Raw genomic sequence first — 19,988 nt, 5'->3', positions numbered from 1 at the left:
TACGAGAGGAGATTTTGAAACTATGCGCTACGTTATCGTAACAGGAACTTCACAAGGTTTAGGTGAGGCAATTGCTGCACAATTATTAGAAGAAAATACGAGCATCATCTCTATTTCTAGACGAGAGAATAAAGAGCTTACAAAACTCGCAGAGCAAAAAAACAGCACTTGTATTTTCTATTCCGTAGATCTTCAAGATGTACATAATTTAGAAACTCGTTTTAGCGAAGTCTTTTCATCTATAGAAGAAGACAAAGTTTCATCTATTCATTTAATTAATAATGCGGGCACGGTTGCACCAATGAACCCCATTGAAAAAGCAGAAAGTGAACTATTGATTATGAACGTTCAAATTAATTTAATCGCACCAATGATTCTTACTTCTACTTTCATGAAACAGACGAAAGACTGGAAAGTAGATAAACGTGTTATAAACATTTCATCTGGTGCAGGAAAAAATCCTTCCTTTGGATGGGGAGCTTACTGTACAACGAAAGCCGGTGTAAATATGTTTACACAATGCGTAGCTACTGAAGAGGTGGAGAAAGAATATCCTGTAAAAACTGTCGCTTTCGCACCAGGTGTTGTTGATACAAATATGCAAGCACAAATTCGTGAAACAAATAAGGAAGACTTTATTAACTTAGAACGCTTCATCGCATTAAAAGAAGAAGGAAAACTACTGTCACCTGAATATGTTGCGAAAGCTATTCGTAACTTACTAGAAACTGAGAATTTCCCGCAAGGTGAGGTTATTCGAATTGATGAATAGTAAAAAGGCACGCTCATAGCGCGCCTTTTTACTATTCAATAAATATAAGTATAGACTCCACAATTTTCTCATAACCAATTTCCTGATAAATTTTATTAGATGTTGGATTTGCTAGATCAGTATATAGTGTAGTTGTTTTGTAGCCTTCATCTAACATACGTTGACTGAGTGCCGCCACACAATTAGATGCGTACCCTTTTTTTCGTGCTTCTTTCGGCGTATAAACGAAATTAACTGTTATATTATTTATAGTTGGTCTCGTTTTTGCAGCTACAGAAACGAGTTTACCATCCACTTCTAGACCAAACAGACGATTATTAGTGATTAATGTATGTGCGGTTTGTTTCGCTTCTTCTTTCGTAGTTGGGAGCTTCACGTCTTCGCAAAATTGATATATCCATTTTTCTATTAATGGTAGCTCATCACTATTTATTTCTCGAAAAATCCCCTCCTCGTTCCACTTCTTCTTAACTTGTTGTAATGCATACACACCTTGTTCCATTACAACATTAGTTTTCTTATTTTCTAACACCGCAATCTCTTCCACTAATTTCTGTACGATTTTCTTATTACCGATCAATCCAGGAATATCCGGATATACTTTCGTTAACTCTTTTGCAAGTTCCGCTATATCCTCTTCCGAAATTTCAGAAGTTGCAACAATCATTTGTATCTTCTCTTCTGTTTGAAGAAATACAACTGTAATTTCCTCTCCTTGTTTCGATACCCCCATAAATATCGGTTCTTGAACAACTTGTAATACGCCTAATATTAAATTATTTTCCTGCTCATTCTTTTCTAAAAATGATATAACATCCTTTTTGAAATGAAGAACATCTTCATATACATGCAATTGAATCATCGACAATCTCTTCCCTCGATTTATATTTTAATTAAGTATTGGCGATTAATTCATTAAATCCTTCTTTTACGATTCGATAATATTTGAAACTAATGTGTTCAAATCATTTTCAGCATGCAAAACTCTCTTCTTTTCCTTCTCAAATAGCTCTTCTTCTTTTCGAAACGATTCTTTACGTTTATTAGTCATACGCTCCATCTCTTTTTTACTCGGTCCACCATATACATTTCTTTTTTGAATAAAAGCTTCTGGTGATATAATTTCTTTCCACTCTTCTTCTAATAAATTTACTTTCAAATTTTCTTGTAAGTATACATTTATGTCTTTGAAATTTAATTCATGTAACTCCTTTTTCTGCTGCAATGACATATTCGCAATCGCACTTGCTGCATGATGTGCATGCCGAAATGGTATTTCATAGTTTTTTGTTAAAACATCTGCGAAATCTGTAATCGTAATCGCGTGTTTATATGAACGATTTTTTAACGTTTCCTCTTCTACTTTCATCGTTCGAATAACTGCGTTCATAATACAAAAAACACGAATCGCCTTTTCGATTCCTTTATATAAATACGGCTGCAAGTCATCCTCCGTATCGACAATATCGCCAAATGGTGTATTATGAATCATTTGAAATACAGTAAATGCTTCCCCTAAAGCACTACTCGTAATAGCACGGGCATGTTCAATTGAAACAGGATTTCGTTTTTGCGGCATAATACTACTTATTTGTACATATGGCTTCGCTACAGTAATCCCATCATATTCTTTCGTCGCTAATAGTAAAAAATCATGAATCCACCTACTCGTGTTCGTCATAATAATCATTAGTAACGAGCTAACTTCTAATAAATAATCCGCTCCAGCAACAGCATCATATGAGTTCTCAATTACATTTGTAAACCCAAGTAACTGTGCAACTCGTTCTCTCTTAATAGGAAAACTTGTTGTAGAAAGGGCAGCTGCCCCCATTGGAGAATGATTTACAAGATGATACGCTTTTTTCATTCTTTCTAAATCTCGTTGCATCGTATCGTAAATTGCCAAAACATAATGACCAAATGTTGTCGGCTGCGCCGGTTGTGTATGTGTATAAGCGGGCATAATTGTTTCCATATGTTCACCCGCAAGCTCCAGCATACTTTCTTGCAGCAATAAATGATGTTCCATTAACCGCAATACAAATTGCCGCAAACTCATGCGATACATCGTTACACCCATATCATTTCTACTTCTACCGATATGCATATTACTTACAAATTCACACTTTGCTTCTTGAGAAAGTAAATGTTCAACTAAGAAAAAAAGATCTTCATGTTGCTCTATATATAGCAACTGCTCCTTCGGAATTGCCCCTACCTTTTTAAGTGCGGTTAATATAACTTTCGCTTCTTCTCTTTTCATTAACTTTTCTTCAGTTAACATAATAATATGCGCCCTATGCACTTGAAACATATCTTTTAATAAATAATTACGCTGAAAATTAAATACGTGCTGTAATACACAATCTACATATGTTTTCCCAGGGAAATCAGCGCCTTCCTTCTTAATAAACTCTTCTTTACTCTGTTTCATCACCTTTTCCCCTTTCGCCTAAGTGTTACTACCCATCATACCCAGGGATGGTGAAAAAGTGCTTGTGCATAAAAATAAACTCGGCGCTCATAGCACCGAGTTTATTTAATAAAAGTCGCATCATACTTATCACTTTGCAACACTTGGAAGTGTAGATTTGCTAAATGTTTACGTATTTCAGCACTGTCATCTTCATTTAAATTATTTGCCAAGAAAACAATTTCTGTACAGTTTCCCCGTTTATCCATTGCATAAACTGCTTTTGTTACCGTCCATGGTGTATAACCATTCTTTTGCCCGGCATGCCTGAATGTTTTACGATATTTCTTTGCACTCATATCTGTTTCAACGATATTCGCCCACACTTTTTCTTCCGCTTCTGTAAGACCACCTGGATGATTTGCCTTTTGAAGCAGTACCATATAATCGTTAGCGGAAGCAGCTGGTAATCTATCCGACCAAATTTTGTCGTAACGTTCCTCTAAATATAGGGGAATTTCCTTCTGTAATAATGGTCCCTTCTTTTTTAAGCGTTCATGAATAATCATAGCATATTCACGATATTGCGCTTGAGACATTTCTTTTAACTTTTTCTCTATTTTATATTTTGGAACATGTAATTCTTTATGCAAATATCCCGGAATGTATAAAGATGAAACGATCGGAAATAGCGGTTGATGTGCAGGAAGCGCTAAACTTTGTAAATTCCGATTAATATTGTCTAATCCTAATACCTCCATTAAATATTCAGTATTTGCATTAGAACTAAACTTAACCATTCCTTTTGCAACTTCTTCTAAAGAAACCGCTCCTTCAGTTATCTTTTCTTTTTTTTGTAAATAATTTTGCCATCTATCTTGTGCACCACCATCTGTATTCGGCACATAATAACGATTCACATCATTAATTGAAACGAAACTAGACGGATCGATTTTCCCCTCTGTAACTTGTTTCGTATATTCAAGCGCCACAATTAACTTCATCGTACTAGCAACTGGCAATACAACATCTGGATTTACAGAATACACAACTTTATCATTTCTCTTTACTAGAAGAGCGCTATTTTTTTCATTTTTATGCTCTTCAATAAAGGATGCGATGTACTGCGCATCATCATTATTTGAACTCCACACCTTTTTCACTAAAAAGTTACCCGATATCAGCAAAACAAAAATACCCACAATCACTGCGCATACTATAGTTTTTTTCAAGTAAAATTCCTCTCCTATTGTGTAACTCTTCTCTATTTATCTCTTAAAAACAAAATAATGGAGATGATTATTTAAATAATCATCTCCATTATTTTAACTTGTATGTTCCTATTATGTCTACGTCATAATTTTCACAAAATCCTCAAGAAACTTTTTATAATGTAATGACCAACCAATTTTCACCCAATTTTTCAACGCTTTCGAATCAGGCTGAGGACGAAAATCAGCGATACTTTCTCCTTTTGCAACTCCAACTGTATCTACATCCACACGGCGATAAACATAATCTAAAAGAGATGGATTTGCCGCTACCATCATCGTTACTACATCATGCACTGGGCTCCCTGTTATTTTAGGATTCAGATTTTTATAAGCTTTATAATAATAATTGAAAATCGGTTCTATTAATTTCTTAAAATTCGTTTTAGAATGTTTCGTAATATATTTCACCATCTCCGGTGTAATAATCGCTTCTGATGTAACGTTAAGCGGTATTAATGTCACATTTTTTGCATTTTGCATAACTAATTGTGATGCAATTGGGTCTCCATGAAAATTGGCCTCCGCGACTGGCGTAACGTTTCCAGGCATTAAAAAAGCACCGCCCATTATATAATATTCCTTCACATACTTCATCATCGGTTTCTCCAAAATAAATGCCGTCGCTAACGTTGTTGATCGGCCGGCATCAACAATAATTAGTTCCCCTTTATATTTTTCAATAATATCGAAAAATGCACAAAAAGATTTAATATTGGGAGAAAAAGTTTTTGGAGGCTTAATAGGTCCCAAACCATCTGCCCCATGAATTTCCGGATAATATGTTGTAACGTCCCCTGATAAAGGAATTTTCGCTCCATTAATAACAGGTATATCCTCACGGCCTGCTATTTGCAATAAATACGCCGCATTACTCGTCGCCTTTTCCTGCGTTACATTCCCATATCCCGTTACTACTCCAACAATATCAATATCAGGATGCAACAATCCATACATAATTGCTAAAGAGTCATCAATTCCTGGGTCTCCTAAAAATAATATTTTTTTCATAGACCTCAACTCCATCCCATCAATTGTTATTACTTTATGAATGTATGGTGGAATACAGACTGAAAAAGAAATTTTTTGTTATATACATAAAAAAACGTAGAAACCTCATATTTAGAAGTCCCTACGTTTTTCTATTTTATTATGCTACTTTTTTCATTTTAACCATACTACCAATTATATAAGCAATAAATGCAAAGCAAATCGGGAAAACAACTGTATGTATACCGAATGGATTAGGATAGCAAAGGTGAATAAACATATAGGAACCTACTCCGACTAAAATAGATGCGAGAGCTCCAGTTGCATTTCCTTTTTTCCAATATAAACCTAACACAATCGGCCAAATGAACGCTGCTTCTAAACCACCGAAAGAAAATAAATTTAACCAAATTAAAAAGTCTGGCGGCTTAATAGCGGCAGCATATACGAGTAATCCTACGACACCAGTAATCAATAGGCTACCTTTCCTTATCGTACTATCCGCGGCATCTTCATTTATGTAGTTCACATATATATCCTTAATGATTGACGAACTTACAAGTAATAATAATGAGTTTACAGTAGACATTATCGCTGCCATTGGTGCAGCTAAGAAAACTCCAGCTAACCAAGGTGGCAACACTTCCATCGCGAGTAGCGGCATTACTTTATCTGGTACCGTTATGCCTGGAAGGACTACTCTTGCAAACACACCTGTTAAATGCATACCAATCATAATTGTACCGACGACAACCGTTCCAATAATTAATGCTTGGTGCATAGCCTTTGAATTTTTATAAGACATAGCACGCACACTAATTTGCGGTAATCCAACGACACCAATTCCAATTAAAATCCAAAATGATGTGACATATGATTTCGTTAAACTTCCATCCGCTCCGAACGGTGTTATTAAATTCGGATTAATTTGAATAAGTTCCTGCATAATCTTTTCAACTCCGCCACCAGCAATGATAGTAGCAATTAAAATGATTGTTGTTCCGACTAACATAATGATTCCTAATAACGTATCTGATAAAGCGACTGCACGAAATCCACCAATTAACACATACACAAGTACAGAAAATGTAAATAAAAATAGTGCCGTTGTGTAGGAAAGTCCTGTTAGCGACTCAATTAATCGTCCGCCGCCAACCCACTGGGCTACTGTTGCTGAGAACAAAAAGATTATAATACATAACGCAGAAAGAACAACTACCGCTTTATTATTGTATCTGCCCTTTAAATAATCAATAAGCGTAATTGCTTCCATCTTCCTAGCGATAATAGCAAACTTTTTACCAATAACCGTTAAAACGATATATCCTGTTACAACTTGAATCGCTGATAACAGCACCCATCCAAGACCCATATTGTAAGCAATACCAGGCCCGCCGATAAAGCTACTTGCACTACCGTACGTAGCAATCATCGTCATAGCTAATAATAAGCCACCAAGTTCACGCCCACCAAGAAAATATTCTTGTAAAAATTTATTATTAGCGGTTGCTTGTACACGTCTTGATGCATATACACCAATTAAAAACACAACGATAAAAGAAATTATCATTGGGATTATTACATACCAATTCATCTATCATTCCTCACTTTTTTCTTCCTCATCGAGTGGAATATCTTGAAATAAAAAACGAACAACTAAAATAAGTAAAATAACCATTACGATAAATCCAACGATACAGCTATAAAAAAACCATGCTGGAAAACCTAATACATATGTATATTCACTCGGATCCTTACTTCCAAGCCCATAAGCAAATCCATACCATATTATAAAATTAATAATAGCTAATCCAAGACCAATTAACGCTTCTCTATGGGCAACTCGAAAGCGCGGATCATCATGATAATTCTTCATTTTCCCCCTCCTCTCACGATGTATAATTGTACCACTGTTTTTCTAGTTTTTCCTACTAGAAAACAAAAACGCGCAGGATTTTTTGTAATTATATAGAATACAATGTTTCATTACATATTTTTTACAATTGTAATGAAAATGAAATTTGAATTTTCAGCATTTGTTATTTATGATTTTAAGTAGAGGCTTTTCATCTAGTTCCCACATCCTTGATTTCGGAATAAGCGCCGTCTCGTACTGCGTTTAAATTATATTTTCAAGGGGGTTATACAATGAGTCAACTAGCTGTAAATCTTCATGAAAAGGTAGAAAAATTTCTTCAAGGCACAAAGAAACTATATGTGAACGGAGCGTTCATTGAAAGCGCTTCTGGAAAAACGTTTAAAACTCCTAACCCAGCAACTGGTGAAACACTCGCTATCGTTGCTGAAGCTGGTCGCGAAGACATTCATAAAGCTGTCGTAGCTGCTCGAATGGCTTTCGATGAAGGTCCTTGGTCACGCATGAGCACTGCTGAACGAAGCCGTCTTATGTACAAGCTCGCTGATTTAATGGAAGAGCATAAAGAAGAGCTGGCACAGCTCGAAACTTTAGATAACGGAAAACCAATCCGCGAAACTTTAGCAGCAGACGTTCCTCTTGCAATTGAACATATGCGCTATTATGCTGGCTGGGCTACAAAAATCGTTGGACAAACAATCCCTGTTTCTGGTGAATATTTTAACTATACACGCCATGAAGCTGTTGGTGTTGTCGGTCAAATTATCCCATGGAACTTCCCACTTCTTATGGCAATGTGGAAAATGGGCGCAGCCCTTGCAACAGGATGTACAATCGTTTTAAAACCTGCAGAACAAACTCCACTATCCGCTCTATACTTAGCTGAACTAATTGAAGAAGCTGGATTCCCGAAAGGCGTTGTTAACATCGTTCCTGGATTCGGTGAAACAGCTGGACAAGCTCTCGTTAATCACCCACTCGTAGATAAAATTGCATTTACAGGTTCTACTCCTGTCGGCAAACAAATTATGAGACAAGCATCTGCATCGTTAAAACGCGTTACATTAGAGCTTGGTGGTAAGTCGCCAAACATTATTTTACCAGACGCTGACTTATCTCAAGCGATTCCAGCTGCGCTTTCTGGTGTTATGTTTAACCAAGGACAAGTGTGCTGTGCTGGTTCACGCTTATTTATTCCGAAGAAAATGTACGATAATGTCATGGCTGATCTCGTTCTATATTCAAAAAAATTAAATCAAGGCGCTGGTCTAAATCCAGAAACTACAATCGGACCTCTCGTTTCTGAAGAACAACAAAAACGTGTAATGGGTTATATTGAAAAAGGAATTGCAGAAGGTGCTGAAGTACTTTGCGGAGGAAACAAACCATTCGATCAAGGTTACTTCGTTTCTCCTACAGTATTCGCTGATGTAAATGATGAGATGACAATCGCTAAAGAAGAAATTTTCGGTCCAGTTATTTCCGCATTACCGTTTAACGATATTGATGAAGTAATTGATCGTGCGAACAAATCACAATTCGGCTTAGCGGCTGGTGTATGGACAGAAAACGTAAAAACGGCACATTATATTGCAAGCAAAGTACGTGCAGGTACAGTATGGGTAAACTGTTATAACGTCTTTGATGCAGCATCTCCATTTGGAGGGTTTAAACAATCTGGTCTTGGCCGCGAAATGGGATCTTACGCGCTGAACAACTATACAGAAGTGAAGAGCGTTTGGATTAACTTAAATTAACGAGAAAGAACCTGACCTACTCGGTCAGGTTCTTTTCATTATGTATTCATTTACACTTGCAACCCACCGCTCACATTTAATACCTCTCCTGTAATGTAAGACGCATACTCTGATGCTAAAAAGGCAGCTGCGTTTGCAATATCTTCTGGTGTTCCGATTCTCCCAACTGGAATCGCTCCAACCATTTTCTCTTTTACTTTATCCGGTATTGTTTTTGTCATATCAGTATCCATAAATCCTGGACAAATCGCATTACACGTAATACCAAAACTTCCAACCTCTTTCGCTGCTGTTTTTGTTAAGCCTACAACCCCTGCTTTTGTAGCCGCATAATTTGCTTGTCCAATATTTCCTTCCCTACTAATAGAAGAAATATTAATAATCCGTCCATACTGTTGTTGTCTCATATAAAGAAGTGCTGGCTGCATACAATAAAAAACGCCAGTTAAGTTCACTTGTAATACTTGTTCCCAAGCAGACTTCTCCATCTTATGTAACATTGCATCTTTTGTAATCCCAGCGTTATTCACTAAAATATGTAATGTACCAAATTTTTGCACCGCATATTCAATTAACGACTTCGCTTCATTTTGATTACTCACATCACATCGATATAAGCTCACATCATACCCTTCATCTAATAATTCACGTGTCGTTTCTTGTAGCTTCTCTTCATTTACATCACTAATTAATACTTTAGCCCCTAGTTTTGCAAAAACTCGTGCGATTTCTTTTCCAATCCCCTGCGCAGCACCCGTTACAACAGCTGTTTTCCCATTCAACAAGTCCATCCCTATCCCCCATTTCTATTAGTTATATTGTATATTTCGGCTCTATGCTTTCCAAATCCTCTTTGTATAAAAAAGTCTATTTGTGTCAAACTAACTTTGCAACGCCGCATAAAACACAAGGAGATTGTGTCGAATGAAAAAAAAGAATGTAAATCGAAACAAAGCTGCCGATGGCATTGATGTTGAGTTCGCTCGCGAACTCGCTGACCACAATGACTTAGAAGCAAACGCACGTGCAAATGCCGCTGATGCACGTCAAGAACGCCAATCGACAGAAAAATAAGGCACTACAACGTTCCTTATTCTTTTCAACAGGGACCTACTACCCATCAAAATAAACCGAGAGTATCTCTCGGTTTATTTTCTATATTTCTTTACGTAATGTGCTAAAGCAAGTAACGGATATATATGCCCATAACTATGGTAGCGAATATAAAAGCCACCCGGTAACCCTGTACCAGTAGGATATTTTTCATTCATAGTAGACTGCGCGAGCAAATATGAAATTCCTTTTCGAATAATCGATGTTTCTTGATCGTAGTAAGAAATGAGTGCATCAAGTGCCCACGCTGTTTGTGACGGCGTGCTAAAGGGTAAAGAAATAAATTTTTTCTCTACACTACTTTGACAGGATTCTCCCCACCCTCCGTCTTCATGCTGCAAATGCTCGAGCCATGAAGCTGCTTTTTTCAACGATAGATGAGTAGAAGGCACTCCTAATGCACGTAAGCCTGTCATCGTTGCCCATGTACCATATATATAACATATCCCCCATTTTCCATACCATGATCCATTCTGTTCCTGTACATCCATTAACCATTTGATAGCTTTCTTTTTTCGCTCTTCAGATAATTCATTCGGTGCATACGTTCCGAATAATTCTAACACCCTACCTGTAATATCTGGTGTGGACGGATCAGTTATCATATCACTCGCATTTTCAATCGGCAAATTCGCTAATAACTGGCTCGTTACCCCTCGTTCAAAAGCTCCCCAGCCTCCATCATTGTTTTGCAATCCTTTTACCCATTCCACGCCTCTTCCCCACGCCTTATCTACTCTATCATTCCCTCTACTTCGCGCTAACGCTCTAAGAGCAGCTGTAGTATCGTCTATATCAGGGATCGTCGTATTAACATCTGAAAATCCCCAACCGCCAGCTACAAGTGATGATGCATGTATACTCCAATCTACCTTTTTAGTTTGTTGTTTTTGCAATAAATACTCTGTCACCCTTTGAATCATCTTATCTTCATTTGTAACTTTAGCTTCTTGCAATGAATAGCTAAGTAAAGCGGTATCCCATACGGTAGAAGGAGAATTTTGCAAATGACTTCCTCTGTCCATCTTCCATATATAGGATTTTAATCCTGTCACAGCTTTCTCAATAATTGGAGACTGAATAGAGTGCCCTAATGCAAGAAAAGCATAAATCATATAAAACGTAGCACTCGCGTAACTATATAATGTTCCATTTTCATCTATACGCTCCTTCATAAAGCGCTCTATTTCTTCATATCCTTTATGATGTAACGATAATGGATACGTTATTACCTTTTTCACATCACCTACAAACGATTGAAACAGCGGAGACCGCTCCTCTCGAAACCATTGCCCACCCCCGCCTGCAATATGATTTAAATTTGGCAATAACTTTTTCTCTACACAGAATCTCTTATTCATACAAATCATCATCGGAATTAAATGTATACGCGCTGAGCTGCTTAGCCCAAATATGCTGAGGGGGGAGTCATCTTGTAAAAATAAGATTGGCGTTGGAAAGTGAAAAAGCGCAGGAAATTCATATTCTCCATGAATCGCTAATAAAAATTTCGTCATAAAATGAGCACGAGAAACTCCCCCGTGTTCCTTAATAAACATTTCAGCTCGCCTCATATTCATATCTTCTTTCGAATATTTTTCCGAAGCAAGTAAAGCAGCATATGCTTGAATCGTCGCGGATAAATTCCCTTCCTTTTCATCTTCATATAATTTCCAAGTTCCTTCATTTGTTTGAAGAGATGCTAACCTTTTCACAAACGGTTCTATTTCGTCATTGCGCCCTAATAATTTGAGTAAAAAAATCATGTGACAATCCGTTAGCAAAGCTCCTTCAAAACAAAATGACCACGTTCCGTCTTGCCTTTGCATCGTTTGAAGTGCAGTCGTTCTCCGCTCTATCTCCTCACGTACTTTGTCATATAGTAGCACACCGCTCACCCACCCTTTCTAAGTCCGTATACGATATTCGAAAACTTAGCTAAATATGTATGAAAACAAAGAAAAGCAGAACGTGTATTACACACATTCTGCTTACAAACAATACCCAACCCCGACAACAATTCCTAATAGTGCACCAACAACAACTTGGTACGGTGTATGTCCAACGAGCTCATTTAACTTTTTATATTCTGTTTGTCTACCATGAAAAAAATCATTCAATATTTTCGCTTGCTTACTTACCGCAAGCCTTACTCCTGAAGCATCGTACATAACAATAATGGCAAAAATAGCGGCAACCGCAAATATTGGACTCTCCACACCTTCCACCACTCCGACACCTGTAGCAAGTGCAGTAACAGTCGAAGCATGCGAACTTGGCATTCCACCTGAAGCAAAGAACTTAGCAAAATCAAACTCGCCTGTTTTTATTAATTTAAAAACGACTTTCGTTAACTGTGCTAAAAACCAAGAAATTACAGCTGCTATAAGTGGGTCATTATGTAAAATTGTTTCCATGTTTTTCAGCTCCTCACTGACTATAATGGAATTTCTATATAATATAAGTATAAAGAAAAATGCGTAGAAAATACTACGCATTATGATACTTTTGCTGATTTATTTTTAATAAATTTTGGTTGTTTCTGTAGTAGAAACTTTGTTTTCGCCATTGAAAAGACAAATAAAGCAATCCATATACAGAAAAACGCAATCATATGAGTAGATGTGAACTGTTCACCAAAAACGAACACACCTAAAATTAAACTAATAGTTGGCGCGATGTATTGTAAAAATCCCATCATATAGAGCGGAATAAGTTGTGCTCCTTTAGCAAAATAAAAGAGTGGTAATGCTGTAACAATACCCGCCCCTATTAAAAGAAACGTTGATATTGCCGAAATAGAACCGAACGAACCGAAACCATGCACTCCTGTCATAAACAAATATATAAGTGCAAATGGCGTCACTAACATCGTTTCCATCGTAAGCCCAATTGTTGCGTCGTAATTTAATAATTTTTTCGTTAATCCATATAATCCAAATGAAAAAGCAAGTGAAAGAGAAACCCATGGAATTGATCCGAAACGTATCGTTAAAATAACAACGCCTAATCCAGCTAAACCAACCGCAACATATTGCCAAAAATTAAGCTTCTCTTTTAAAACAACTGTACCAAGTAAAATACTTATAAGTGGATTAATATAATACCCAAGACTTGCTTCGATTACATGGTTATGATTTACGGCCCATATGTATACAAACCAGTTTCCACTAATAAGTACCGAAGCAATTGTTAATGACATTAATAATTTAGGTCGTTTAAAAAGGGACACTAACTCCCCACCAAATTGACGAAACCTCTTCGTTACTCCTAAAACTAACAACATAAAAACAAATGCCCAAACGATGCGGTGTGCTAATATTTCATCTGCCGGTACTTCCTCCACCCATTTCCAATAAATCGGAAGAACTCCCCACATCGTATACGCACCTGCTGCATATATAATCCCCTGCTTTTGCTGTGCTGTTTGACTCCCCATCTTTCTTTTTCTCCTCTTCTCTTTTTTTCTTCATTATAAAGTCTCACATGCTTACTTTACCAATATTCAATCTGCATTTCTTTCGACATTCCTCTTGCAAATCCCTTATATGTACAAAAACACTCCTACTGTTATAATAACGAGCACTGGAATACCGAAGACAAATTTACTTTTATGTGTCTTATGATGAAACATATACATACCAATCCAAGCTCCCACCGCCCCTCCAGCTGCAGCTGATAAAAACAACGTACTTTCTGGCGTTCTCCACTGCTTTTTCTTTGCTTTTCGCTTATCAAGCCCCATCATACTAAATGCTATAACGTTGATAATAATAAAATAAATCCATTTCATCTCTTTCTCTCCCTTAAAAAATTCGCTTTATGTTAACACGAAAATAAGGTGCGCACAAATAAAAATGGCTATAGGTAAAAAAACTTTAGCCTACAGCCATAATTGTAATACCTTATACTCTATTTCTAATCTTACTATGTTTTTTCGCGTATATAAAATAAATAAAAATACCTACAATAACCCAAATTGCAAAACTGATTAAAGTGGTTTTAGAAAGATTTAATGCTAAATATAAACAACTTACTATCGCAAGTATAGGTAAGAATGGAACTAACGGAGCACGGAACGGTCTTTTCAAATTAGGATGTGTCTTCCTTAATACAATTACAGCTATAGATACAAATATGAAAGCTGTTATCGTTCCCACATTCACTAAATTTGCCAACAAATTCAAGTCCAATAAACCTGCTAATACAGCCGCAAGAATACCCGTAATCCATGTATTAAAAAATGGTGTTTGATAACGTTTATGAACACTCGAAAATCTTTTTGGTAACAATCCATCTCGGCTCATCGAGTATGATACTCGAACAAATGCGAACATAGCAACTAACAGAACTGTTGTTAAACCAGCTATCGCTCCAACTGATAATAGACCAGCAATTCTATCCTCTCCTACAATACGCAGTGCATATGCAACTGGATCAGCTACATTCAGATCCGTAAATGGAACCATTCCAGTTAACACGAATGAAACACCAACATAAAGAATTGTACAAATGCATAAAGAGACAAGTAATCCAATTGGAACGTTACGTTGGGGGCGTTTCACTTCCTCTGCTGCTGTTGCAACTGCATCGAAACCTAAAAAGGCAAAAAATACAGTAGCAGCTCCTCCAATAACACCATGGTATCCAAAAGGAAGAAACGGCTGCCAATTCTCTGGCTTTACATAGTTTGCTCCTACAATAATAAATACTAAAATAACAGCCAGTTTAATAATAACCATTATATTATTTATACGTGCACTTTCTTTCACACCACGACTTAGTAAAAATGTAACAACTAAAATAATAATAACCGCTGGCAAGTCGATAATCCCGCCATTCCCCATCCCTGGTGCAGAAGCAACGATTGCCGGAATATGAATATTAAACCCTAGTAGCAATGACTGAAAATAGGCTGACCATCCCGCCGCCACCGCAGAAGTAGCTAATAAGTACTCTAACATGACACACCAGCCAACTATAAAAGCAAAAATCTCACCTAATGTCATATACGTATACGAATACACACTTCCTGAGACCGGGACTGTAGATGCAAATTCAGCATAACAAAAGGCTACACAAGCACATACAATTGCAGCTAACATAAAAGATAATACAATTGCTGGACCAGCATGTTTCGCCGCTACAATACCTGTTAATACGAAAATACCTGTACCAATAATTGCTCCAATTCCTAAAAGTGTTAAATCAATTGCTCCTAAAGTTTGCTGTAACACTTTTTTCTTTTCTTCATTCATTGCTTTCTTTATAAATAAACTCATTCGTAGAAACCTCTTTTTCAAAATTATCCCTTACAGAATTTATGATGCGGGAAAGCCCACGCAGGACTTTAGTCCGTCTTTAGACGTGGGATGAAAGCATCGTTTTTGCATAGCAAAACATGGTATACTTTATTTATAGTCATGCAAAAGACTCTAAAACGACTGTTCTCTGAAAACAGAATACATATGAGGTTGGGGTAGCAAATTCTTCTACTCCGTAAAATGTATTAAGTCGTCATGCAAAAGACGTAAAAACATTTGAGAACCAACAATCTGTACGGTATGGTCACAGTACCGTAGCCCACGAACCTATATGGTCTGTTGTGGGAGTGGTGATGGCACACCGCAATCTTGCACGTCAGCGATACCAGAAATGGACTTCGCCTTTGGTAGCAAGAATCCCACTGACGTTAGTCAGCTGGCCCCTTTAGGGGTGGGAGTGTCAATCATTACAATCTTTATTACTGTTGCTATTACACATTAATAATATTCATACTTTACTTTCACTCCCTATATAAACTCCACAAATTACATGCCTAAAAATCAGAAAAATCAATCTTCTAAAAATACGCTTGTTAACAAGCATGTTTTTAGAAGATTGATTGAATTTATCACACGATTAATTATATTGTCAACAATATAATTAATTCACCCACATCGAATAATTATAAACAAAATAGTATTCCAAAATATACGATACCACTTGAAAATACTGTTAATTCCCATTTCAATACATTTTATATTATTTCGGAATTCATTTTTATACATCGTACTCAATGAAATCCCCATATACAAACACGATAAAACCAGCCGATTCGTTATATAGAAATAATTACTCATCTTGTTAGACCGATTAACTTTCCTGCAAATTACAAACAGTATTTTCACTTAAGACAATAAAAAAAGCGCAGATATTCATCTGCGCTTTATTCTTCCGCTTCAATTTCTGTACTATTATTATCGATATGTTCCTTTTGAGCTTCTTCTTGCAGCTCTGCTGAAATCATCGCATGATAAATTTCTGGATATAATCCAAATATTTGATATACACTTCCTAAAAACGGCATCGGAATCCCTCATTTCTAAAGTTGTATTGCCATTCTTAAGGATTCCCTTTTCACTCATTATACATTCGTTTTTGGCACGTCTTCTTCATCGGGAACATGTAATACATTTTGCCATTTTTTATAAGGCGCACTATTTGGATCCACATACCCTTTCGCATACGAACGATCCCACAATTGTTTCATAAACATCTCTTTCTCTTTCTTTGCAACCATGTCTGCACCTGTTCCGTAATAGTTTTGGAAATACAGCTCAATTTCATCAAGGAATAGCCTTAACAAATCGTCAGATGTTTCTTCTAACGTCGGGTCATATTTTGCCTCACGATCATACATTAAAATCATATCTAAAATATTATGGACATGCTCTTTACGAAGCCATCTAATATCTTGAGCACCTAATACAAATGCATGTGTATATAAATGTCCACCTTGTATCATTGCCTTTTCTTGCTCTTCTTCAAACCTGGACAAGATATTTTCATAAATAAACGGATTATGAAGCAATGCTCTGTGCAACTTATAACTTTCGCTTGAAATATTTTTCCCCATCGACTGGATTAAAAAGCTACGGCCGACACCGTTATATTGATACACGAACTGTCCATCTACAGCCACTAGGCTAATCCAGCGATACATGTACGCGTACAGAAGAGCACGATTACATTTATCGTAATCTAACTTCGTTTGCGTTGCATTCAAGTCTGGCATAAAGGCTGGTAAGTGCCAATATTTATCTAAATGCGGCGTCAAACTAGATTTTTTACTATTTAATTTGTTCACGCGGCGATAATACGATTGAAAATAATCACCTTTATCGTTCATAAAACCATTTGCAATATGCCCAGATGAAAGCTTAGGAAAATCTTGTAGCGATAATCCGTAATGAGCACGATAACAAATCACTTCAAATGGTGAAAACGCCTCGTTTACCGTATCTTTTTCTTTAAACATTTCTTGCAATAACTCTTCTTGCAATTCTTGTTTTAAAGATGGATGTACGCCCCAATATTGTAACTCTCTATGATGAGAAACTTTCGGAACGAACGGACTTGCTAAATGGAAAAGATCTTCAATTTTTTCACGAACATATTCATCACGATCACGTTTCTTGAAATCTGCTTCTTTTCGCAATGCTTCAACGATATTAAGCTCTAGTTTGTCACGATAGCGCACTTGAAGTTCGTCATAACAATAACTCAATATATGTTCACGGTAGAAGTCTTCCACCTTTTTCGACTGAATTTCTTCGGCTTTCGCATCACGACAATATTCCCCGTACAAGCTCATATAAATTTCGGCCGATATATCTTTCGGTAATACACCTAAATTCAAATGTTGCTGCATATCTTGCCAAATTTTTTCTTGCAATTTCTCTTCAGCTAATACGTATACATTCGTCGGGTTCGTTTTCCCCTCAAATTCCTTGCTTCGCTTTTGGATTTCAAACAATAAATTTTCACGTGTTTCGTGTAAATTATCAAAGAATCTTTCCCAATATTGGATCATTTTATCAACTGCTTGGTATAGCGATTGATACACGAGTTCTAATAACATTTCTTTACGATACTCACTTAATTTGTGGACATATTGCGTTACGATATCTTCAAATTCTTTTTTGAACAAACGTTGCTGATTATAAAACATTTTCCCGACCCAGCCTTGTTGCTGGGCAATTTCAACGCGGCGAACAGCCGTTACCGTTCCATCAATATTACTCACATTAAATTTCTTATCGTAGTTTTGAATTAAATTACGCTTTTGTTCATTATTTTCATGCAATCGATTCATCTTCTCTACTAACTGCTTTCGAATTTCATACAGCATAAAACGTGCTGCGACAGGATGAACCGGATCCGTTTTCTTTAAAAACCATGTATTTAATTGATAAGACTGTCCTTCTGAGCCACTCGGTATAAAGCGGTCTGATTCGACCATGTCATATAAAAGTGTAGTCACATGCTCATGTACACGGCTCGGAATCGCATAAGCATATAAACGAACCGCATGATCAACTCTCGCTACTTCACCTTTCATTTGTTCCATCATTTTCAGTTTCGCAGCCGATATTTTACACTCATGCTGCAAGCGGTTTAATTCTTCATCTTTTTGCACTGTACGGTGTACGTAACTCTCTACAGCATCTACAAACAATTTTGATTTTGCAACACCGACCTTACCGCCCTCTGCCCCTTCGCGCGTCTCATTGAACATTTGTCTATAAAAAATATGGGCCTGCTCTGGACGAGTAGCAAGATGCTCTAAATCTTCTAAATAACTTTTCCCGCGCTCTGGCTTTTCACGCTGCATACCGCGTTTTACATCTTGATCGTATCTTTGCTTCTTCTCTTGAAACAGTTGATCTAAATGAAGCCAAGATTCATCTAAACCTTGCACCGCCCATTTTAAAGCACAGTATTTCAAAACGTGCTCATACGGATAAATGAGCTTCGCCGTTCCTGCTCCGCAATATCTCCCTTTCCCACTCGATTCTGCCAATTGCTGAATTTGATTATCTTCTTGCGCAAAATGATTTGCAGACATTGGACTGAATAACTGTAAATAAATCGTATTTGCCATTTGCTCCATATAATCCGATAAATTGTGCAAATGGTGCCCATGTAAATTTTCATAATCATATAAGAAACAATAATTGTACGGTAAATGATGCTGCTTTATCGTATGATTTGTTCTTCCATCTTCATCCACTTGATCAGGACGATATTCTAATTCAATCGTTACGCCGCCTCGTTTTGATAATTCACCAGTCGACCCGAGCGTAATAGCGTGCAACTCTTTTAACGATGCATAACCATTTGCTTGCACAGTTTCAAACTCTTTCGCACTAACCGTTCTCGTCTTAACTAAAACATCTGGCATTAAAAACGCACCGCGAATTAAAATGTTGTGATGCTGCAATTTTTTCCGGAGCATTTCACGCAAATATAATGCGATTTGTAAAAACATCCCTGAGCCTGTTCCGCCAGCTAGCGACGTTACAATAATGACACGCACACCATATTCCGTCTGATCACTTGTAACTGGAAAAATCTTCTCGATTTCTTGCCAAAACGATGTGAGTTTATCTTCTTTCATCGCTGCACGCAACGCTAAACGGGAAATGACACGTAACTGTCCCGCTCCTTCCGTTAACGGTTTATCAAGTATAGTCGGGTCCATTGGGAACCACTCTGGAATCGTTGGATCTCCCGCAATATACTCTCTCGGTGTTTTACTCGAGCTCGTTTGCGTCTTAAACTTCCGAATATGATCAAATTTACTCAATGTATTCACATCCGTATCAAATACATGCATCGCTACCTTTTTACGACGCTCCTCAGGTAATCTTTCATATATTTGATGTGTGACAGTACTACCGATTCCACCTAAGCCAATTAATATCGTTGGAACTTGTAATGTCATGTGAACCACCTTCCTATTCGTGCT

Annotated in this window: 17 protein-coding genes; 3 read left to right on the top strand and 14 right to left on the bottom strand. The window is 37.0% G+C overall.

The genetic code is table 11. The annotated features are described in order from the left end of the window. Positions 1 to 22: 22 nt before the first annotated feature. Positions 23 to 772, top strand: coding sequence for a (S)-benzoin forming benzil reductase (locus ACE38F_RS11480; RefSeq protein WP_375370858.1), 750 nt, complete (start codon positions 23 to 25; stop codon positions 770 to 772). Between the two features lie 31 nt (positions 773 to 803). Here ACE38F_RS11480 and ACE38F_RS11475 read toward each other — a convergent pair whose 3' ends face one another. From ACE38F_RS11475 to ACE38F_RS11450, 6 genes are all read right to left on the bottom strand, one after another. Beyond that, positions 804 to 1,640, bottom strand: coding sequence for a GNAT family N-acetyltransferase (locus ACE38F_RS11475; RefSeq protein WP_375370859.1), 837 nt, complete (start codon positions 1,638 to 1,640; stop codon positions 804 to 806). Positions 1,641 to 1,700: 60 nt separating this feature from the next. Next, positions 1,701 to 3,209, bottom strand: coding sequence for an argininosuccinate lyase (argH, locus tag ACE38F_RS11470; protein ID WP_375370860.1), 1,509 nt, complete (start codon positions 3,207 to 3,209; stop codon positions 1,701 to 1,703). 101 nt (positions 3,210 to 3,310) lie between these two features. Next, positions 3,311 to 4,420, bottom strand: coding sequence for a serine hydrolase (locus ACE38F_RS11465; RefSeq protein WP_375370861.1), 1,110 nt, complete (start codon positions 4,418 to 4,420; stop codon positions 3,311 to 3,313). 117 nt (positions 4,421 to 4,537) lie between these two features. Continuing rightward, positions 4,538 to 5,470 (bottom strand): nucleoside hydrolase, encoded by a 933-nt coding sequence (locus ACE38F_RS11460; RefSeq protein WP_341306151.1) that lies wholly within the window; start codon positions 5,468 to 5,470, stop codon positions 4,538 to 4,540. Between the two features lie 139 nt (positions 5,471 to 5,609). After that, entirely contained in the window at positions 5,610 to 7,043 is a 1,434-nt protein-coding gene (gene panF, locus ACE38F_RS11455; RefSeq protein ID WP_341306150.1) for a sodium/pantothenate symporter, read from the bottom strand. A gap of 3 nt (positions 7,044 to 7,046) precedes the next feature. Beyond that, the gene (locus ACE38F_RS11450; protein WP_016105808.1) at positions 7,047 to 7,325 is read right to left on the bottom strand and encodes a YhdT family protein; all 279 of its coding nucleotides are present in this window, start codon (positions 7,323 to 7,325) and stop codon (positions 7,047 to 7,049) included. Positions 7,326 to 7,597: 272 nt separating this feature from the next. On the opposite strand from ACE38F_RS11450, the gene dhaS reads away from it, so the two are divergent. Beyond that, positions 7,598 to 9,082: an aldehyde dehydrogenase DhaS gene (gene dhaS / locus ACE38F_RS11445; protein ID WP_375370862.1), complete on the top strand. Its 1,485-nt coding sequence runs from the start codon at positions 7,598 to 7,600 to the stop codon at positions 9,080 to 9,082. Positions 9,083 to 9,132: 50 nt separating this feature from the next. On the opposite strand, the gene fabG is transcribed toward dhaS, so the two are convergent. After that, positions 9,133 to 9,873, bottom strand: a complete 741-nt coding sequence (gene fabG, locus ACE38F_RS11440; protein ID WP_375370863.1) for a 3-oxoacyl-ACP reductase FabG — start codon at positions 9,871 to 9,873, stop codon at positions 9,133 to 9,135. Between the two features lie 133 nt (positions 9,874 to 10,006). On the opposite strand from fabG, the gene ACE38F_RS11435 reads away from it, so the two are divergent. Continuing rightward, entirely contained in the window at positions 10,007 to 10,156 is a 150-nt protein-coding gene (locus tag ACE38F_RS11435; protein WP_375370927.1) for a YfhD family protein, read from the top strand. Between the two features lie 74 nt (positions 10,157 to 10,230). On the opposite strand, the gene ACE38F_RS11430 is transcribed toward ACE38F_RS11435, so the two are convergent. The 7 genes from ACE38F_RS11430 to ACE38F_RS11400 form a co-directional block, all read right to left on the bottom strand. Beyond that, complete coding sequence (locus ACE38F_RS11430) at positions 10,231 to 12,084, bottom strand: terpene cyclase/mutase family protein (protein WP_375370864.1); 1,854 nt, start codon at positions 12,082 to 12,084, stop codon at positions 10,231 to 10,233. A 102-nt stretch (positions 12,085 to 12,186) separates the two neighbouring features. Next, positions 12,187 to 12,612, bottom strand: coding sequence for a divergent PAP2 family protein (locus ACE38F_RS11425; RefSeq protein ID WP_002111092.1), 426 nt, complete (start codon positions 12,610 to 12,612; stop codon positions 12,187 to 12,189). 80 nt (positions 12,613 to 12,692) lie between these two features. Next, a complete protein-coding gene (gene rarD, locus ACE38F_RS11420) occupies positions 12,693 to 13,634 on the bottom strand; it encodes an EamA family transporter RarD (protein WP_375370865.1) in 942 nt (313 codons plus the stop codon). 105 nt (positions 13,635 to 13,739) lie between these two features. Next, positions 13,740 to 13,988, bottom strand: coding sequence for a DUF1294 domain-containing protein (locus ACE38F_RS11415; protein ID WP_000871335.1), 249 nt, complete (start codon positions 13,986 to 13,988; stop codon positions 13,740 to 13,742). 112 nt (positions 13,989 to 14,100) lie between these two features. Continuing rightward, complete coding sequence (locus ACE38F_RS11410) at positions 14,101 to 15,477, bottom strand: APC family permease (RefSeq protein WP_375370866.1); 1,377 nt, start codon at positions 15,475 to 15,477, stop codon at positions 14,101 to 14,103. A 926-nt stretch (positions 15,478 to 16,403) separates the two neighbouring features. Beyond that, entirely contained in the window at positions 16,404 to 16,544 is a 141-nt protein-coding gene (locus ACE38F_RS11405) for a phosphonate ABC transporter permease (RefSeq protein WP_002111095.1), read from the bottom strand. Positions 16,545 to 16,601: 57 nt separating this feature from the next. Next, a complete protein-coding gene (locus ACE38F_RS11400) occupies positions 16,602 to 19,964 on the bottom strand; it encodes a tubulin-like doman-containing protein (RefSeq protein ID WP_375370867.1) in 3,363 nt (1,120 codons plus the stop codon). Positions 19,965 to 19,988: the final 24 nt, after the last annotated feature.

It is taken from the genome of Bacillus altaicus, assembly GCF_042136375.2.
Lineage (GTDB): Bacteria > Bacillota > Bacilli > Bacillales > Bacillaceae_G > Bacillus_A > Bacillus_A cereus_U.
Note: the sequence above shows the minus strand (reverse complement) of the source record. Positions and strands in the feature narration are given on the sequence as shown.

What these genes read in the sequence shown, in the direction of transcription:
- ACE38F_RS11450 (WP_016105808.1), bottom strand. Translation starts at nt 7,325, where the DNA reads ATGAAGAATTATCATGATGATCCGCGCTTTCGAGTTGCCCATAGAGAA.
- fabG (WP_375370863.1), bottom strand. Translation starts at nt 9,873, where the DNA reads ATGGACTTGTTGAATGGGAAAACAGCTGTTGTAACGGGTGCTGCGCAG.
- ACE38F_RS11460 (WP_341306151.1), bottom strand. Translation starts at nt 5,470, where the DNA reads ATGAAAAAAATATTATTTTTAGGAGACCCAGGAATTGATGACTCTTTA.
- ACE38F_RS11425 (WP_002111092.1), bottom strand. Translation starts at nt 12,612, where the DNA reads ATGGAAACAATTTTACATAATGACCCACTTATAGCAGCTGTAATTTCT.
- panF (WP_341306150.1), bottom strand. Translation starts at nt 7,043, where the DNA reads ATGAATTGGTATGTAATAATCCCAATGATAATTTCTTTTATCGTTGTG.
- rarD (WP_375370865.1), bottom strand. Translation starts at nt 13,634, where the DNA reads ATGGGGAGTCAAACAGCACAGCAAAAGCAGGGGATTATATATGCAGCA.
- ACE38F_RS11410 (WP_375370866.1), bottom strand. Translation starts at nt 15,477, where the DNA reads ATGAGTTTATTTATAAAGAAAGCAATGAATGAAGAAAAGAAAAAAGTG.
- ACE38F_RS11435 (WP_375370927.1), top strand. Translation starts at nt 10,007, where the DNA reads ATGAAAAAAAAGAATGTAAATCGAAACAAAGCTGCCGATGGCATTGAT.
- ACE38F_RS11405 (WP_002111095.1), bottom strand. Translation starts at nt 16,544, where the DNA reads ATGCCGTTTTTAGGAAGTGTATATCAAATATTTGGATTATATCCAGAA.
- ACE38F_RS11400 (WP_375370867.1), bottom strand. Translation starts at nt 19,964, where the DNA reads ATGACATTACAAGTTCCAACGATATTAATTGGCTTAGGTGGAATCGGT.
- argH (WP_375370860.1), bottom strand. Translation starts at nt 3,209, where the DNA reads ATGAAACAGAGTAAAGAAGAGTTTATTAAGAAGGAAGGCGCTGATTTC.
- dhaS (WP_375370862.1), top strand. Translation starts at nt 7,598, where the DNA reads ATGAGTCAACTAGCTGTAAATCTTCATGAAAAGGTAGAAAAATTTCTT.
- ACE38F_RS11480 (WP_375370858.1), top strand. Translation starts at nt 23, where the DNA reads ATGCGCTACGTTATCGTAACAGGAACTTCACAAGGTTTAGGTGAGGCA.
- ACE38F_RS11415 (WP_000871335.1), bottom strand. Translation starts at nt 13,988, where the DNA reads ATGAAATGGATTTATTTTATTATTATCAACGTTATAGCATTTAGTATG.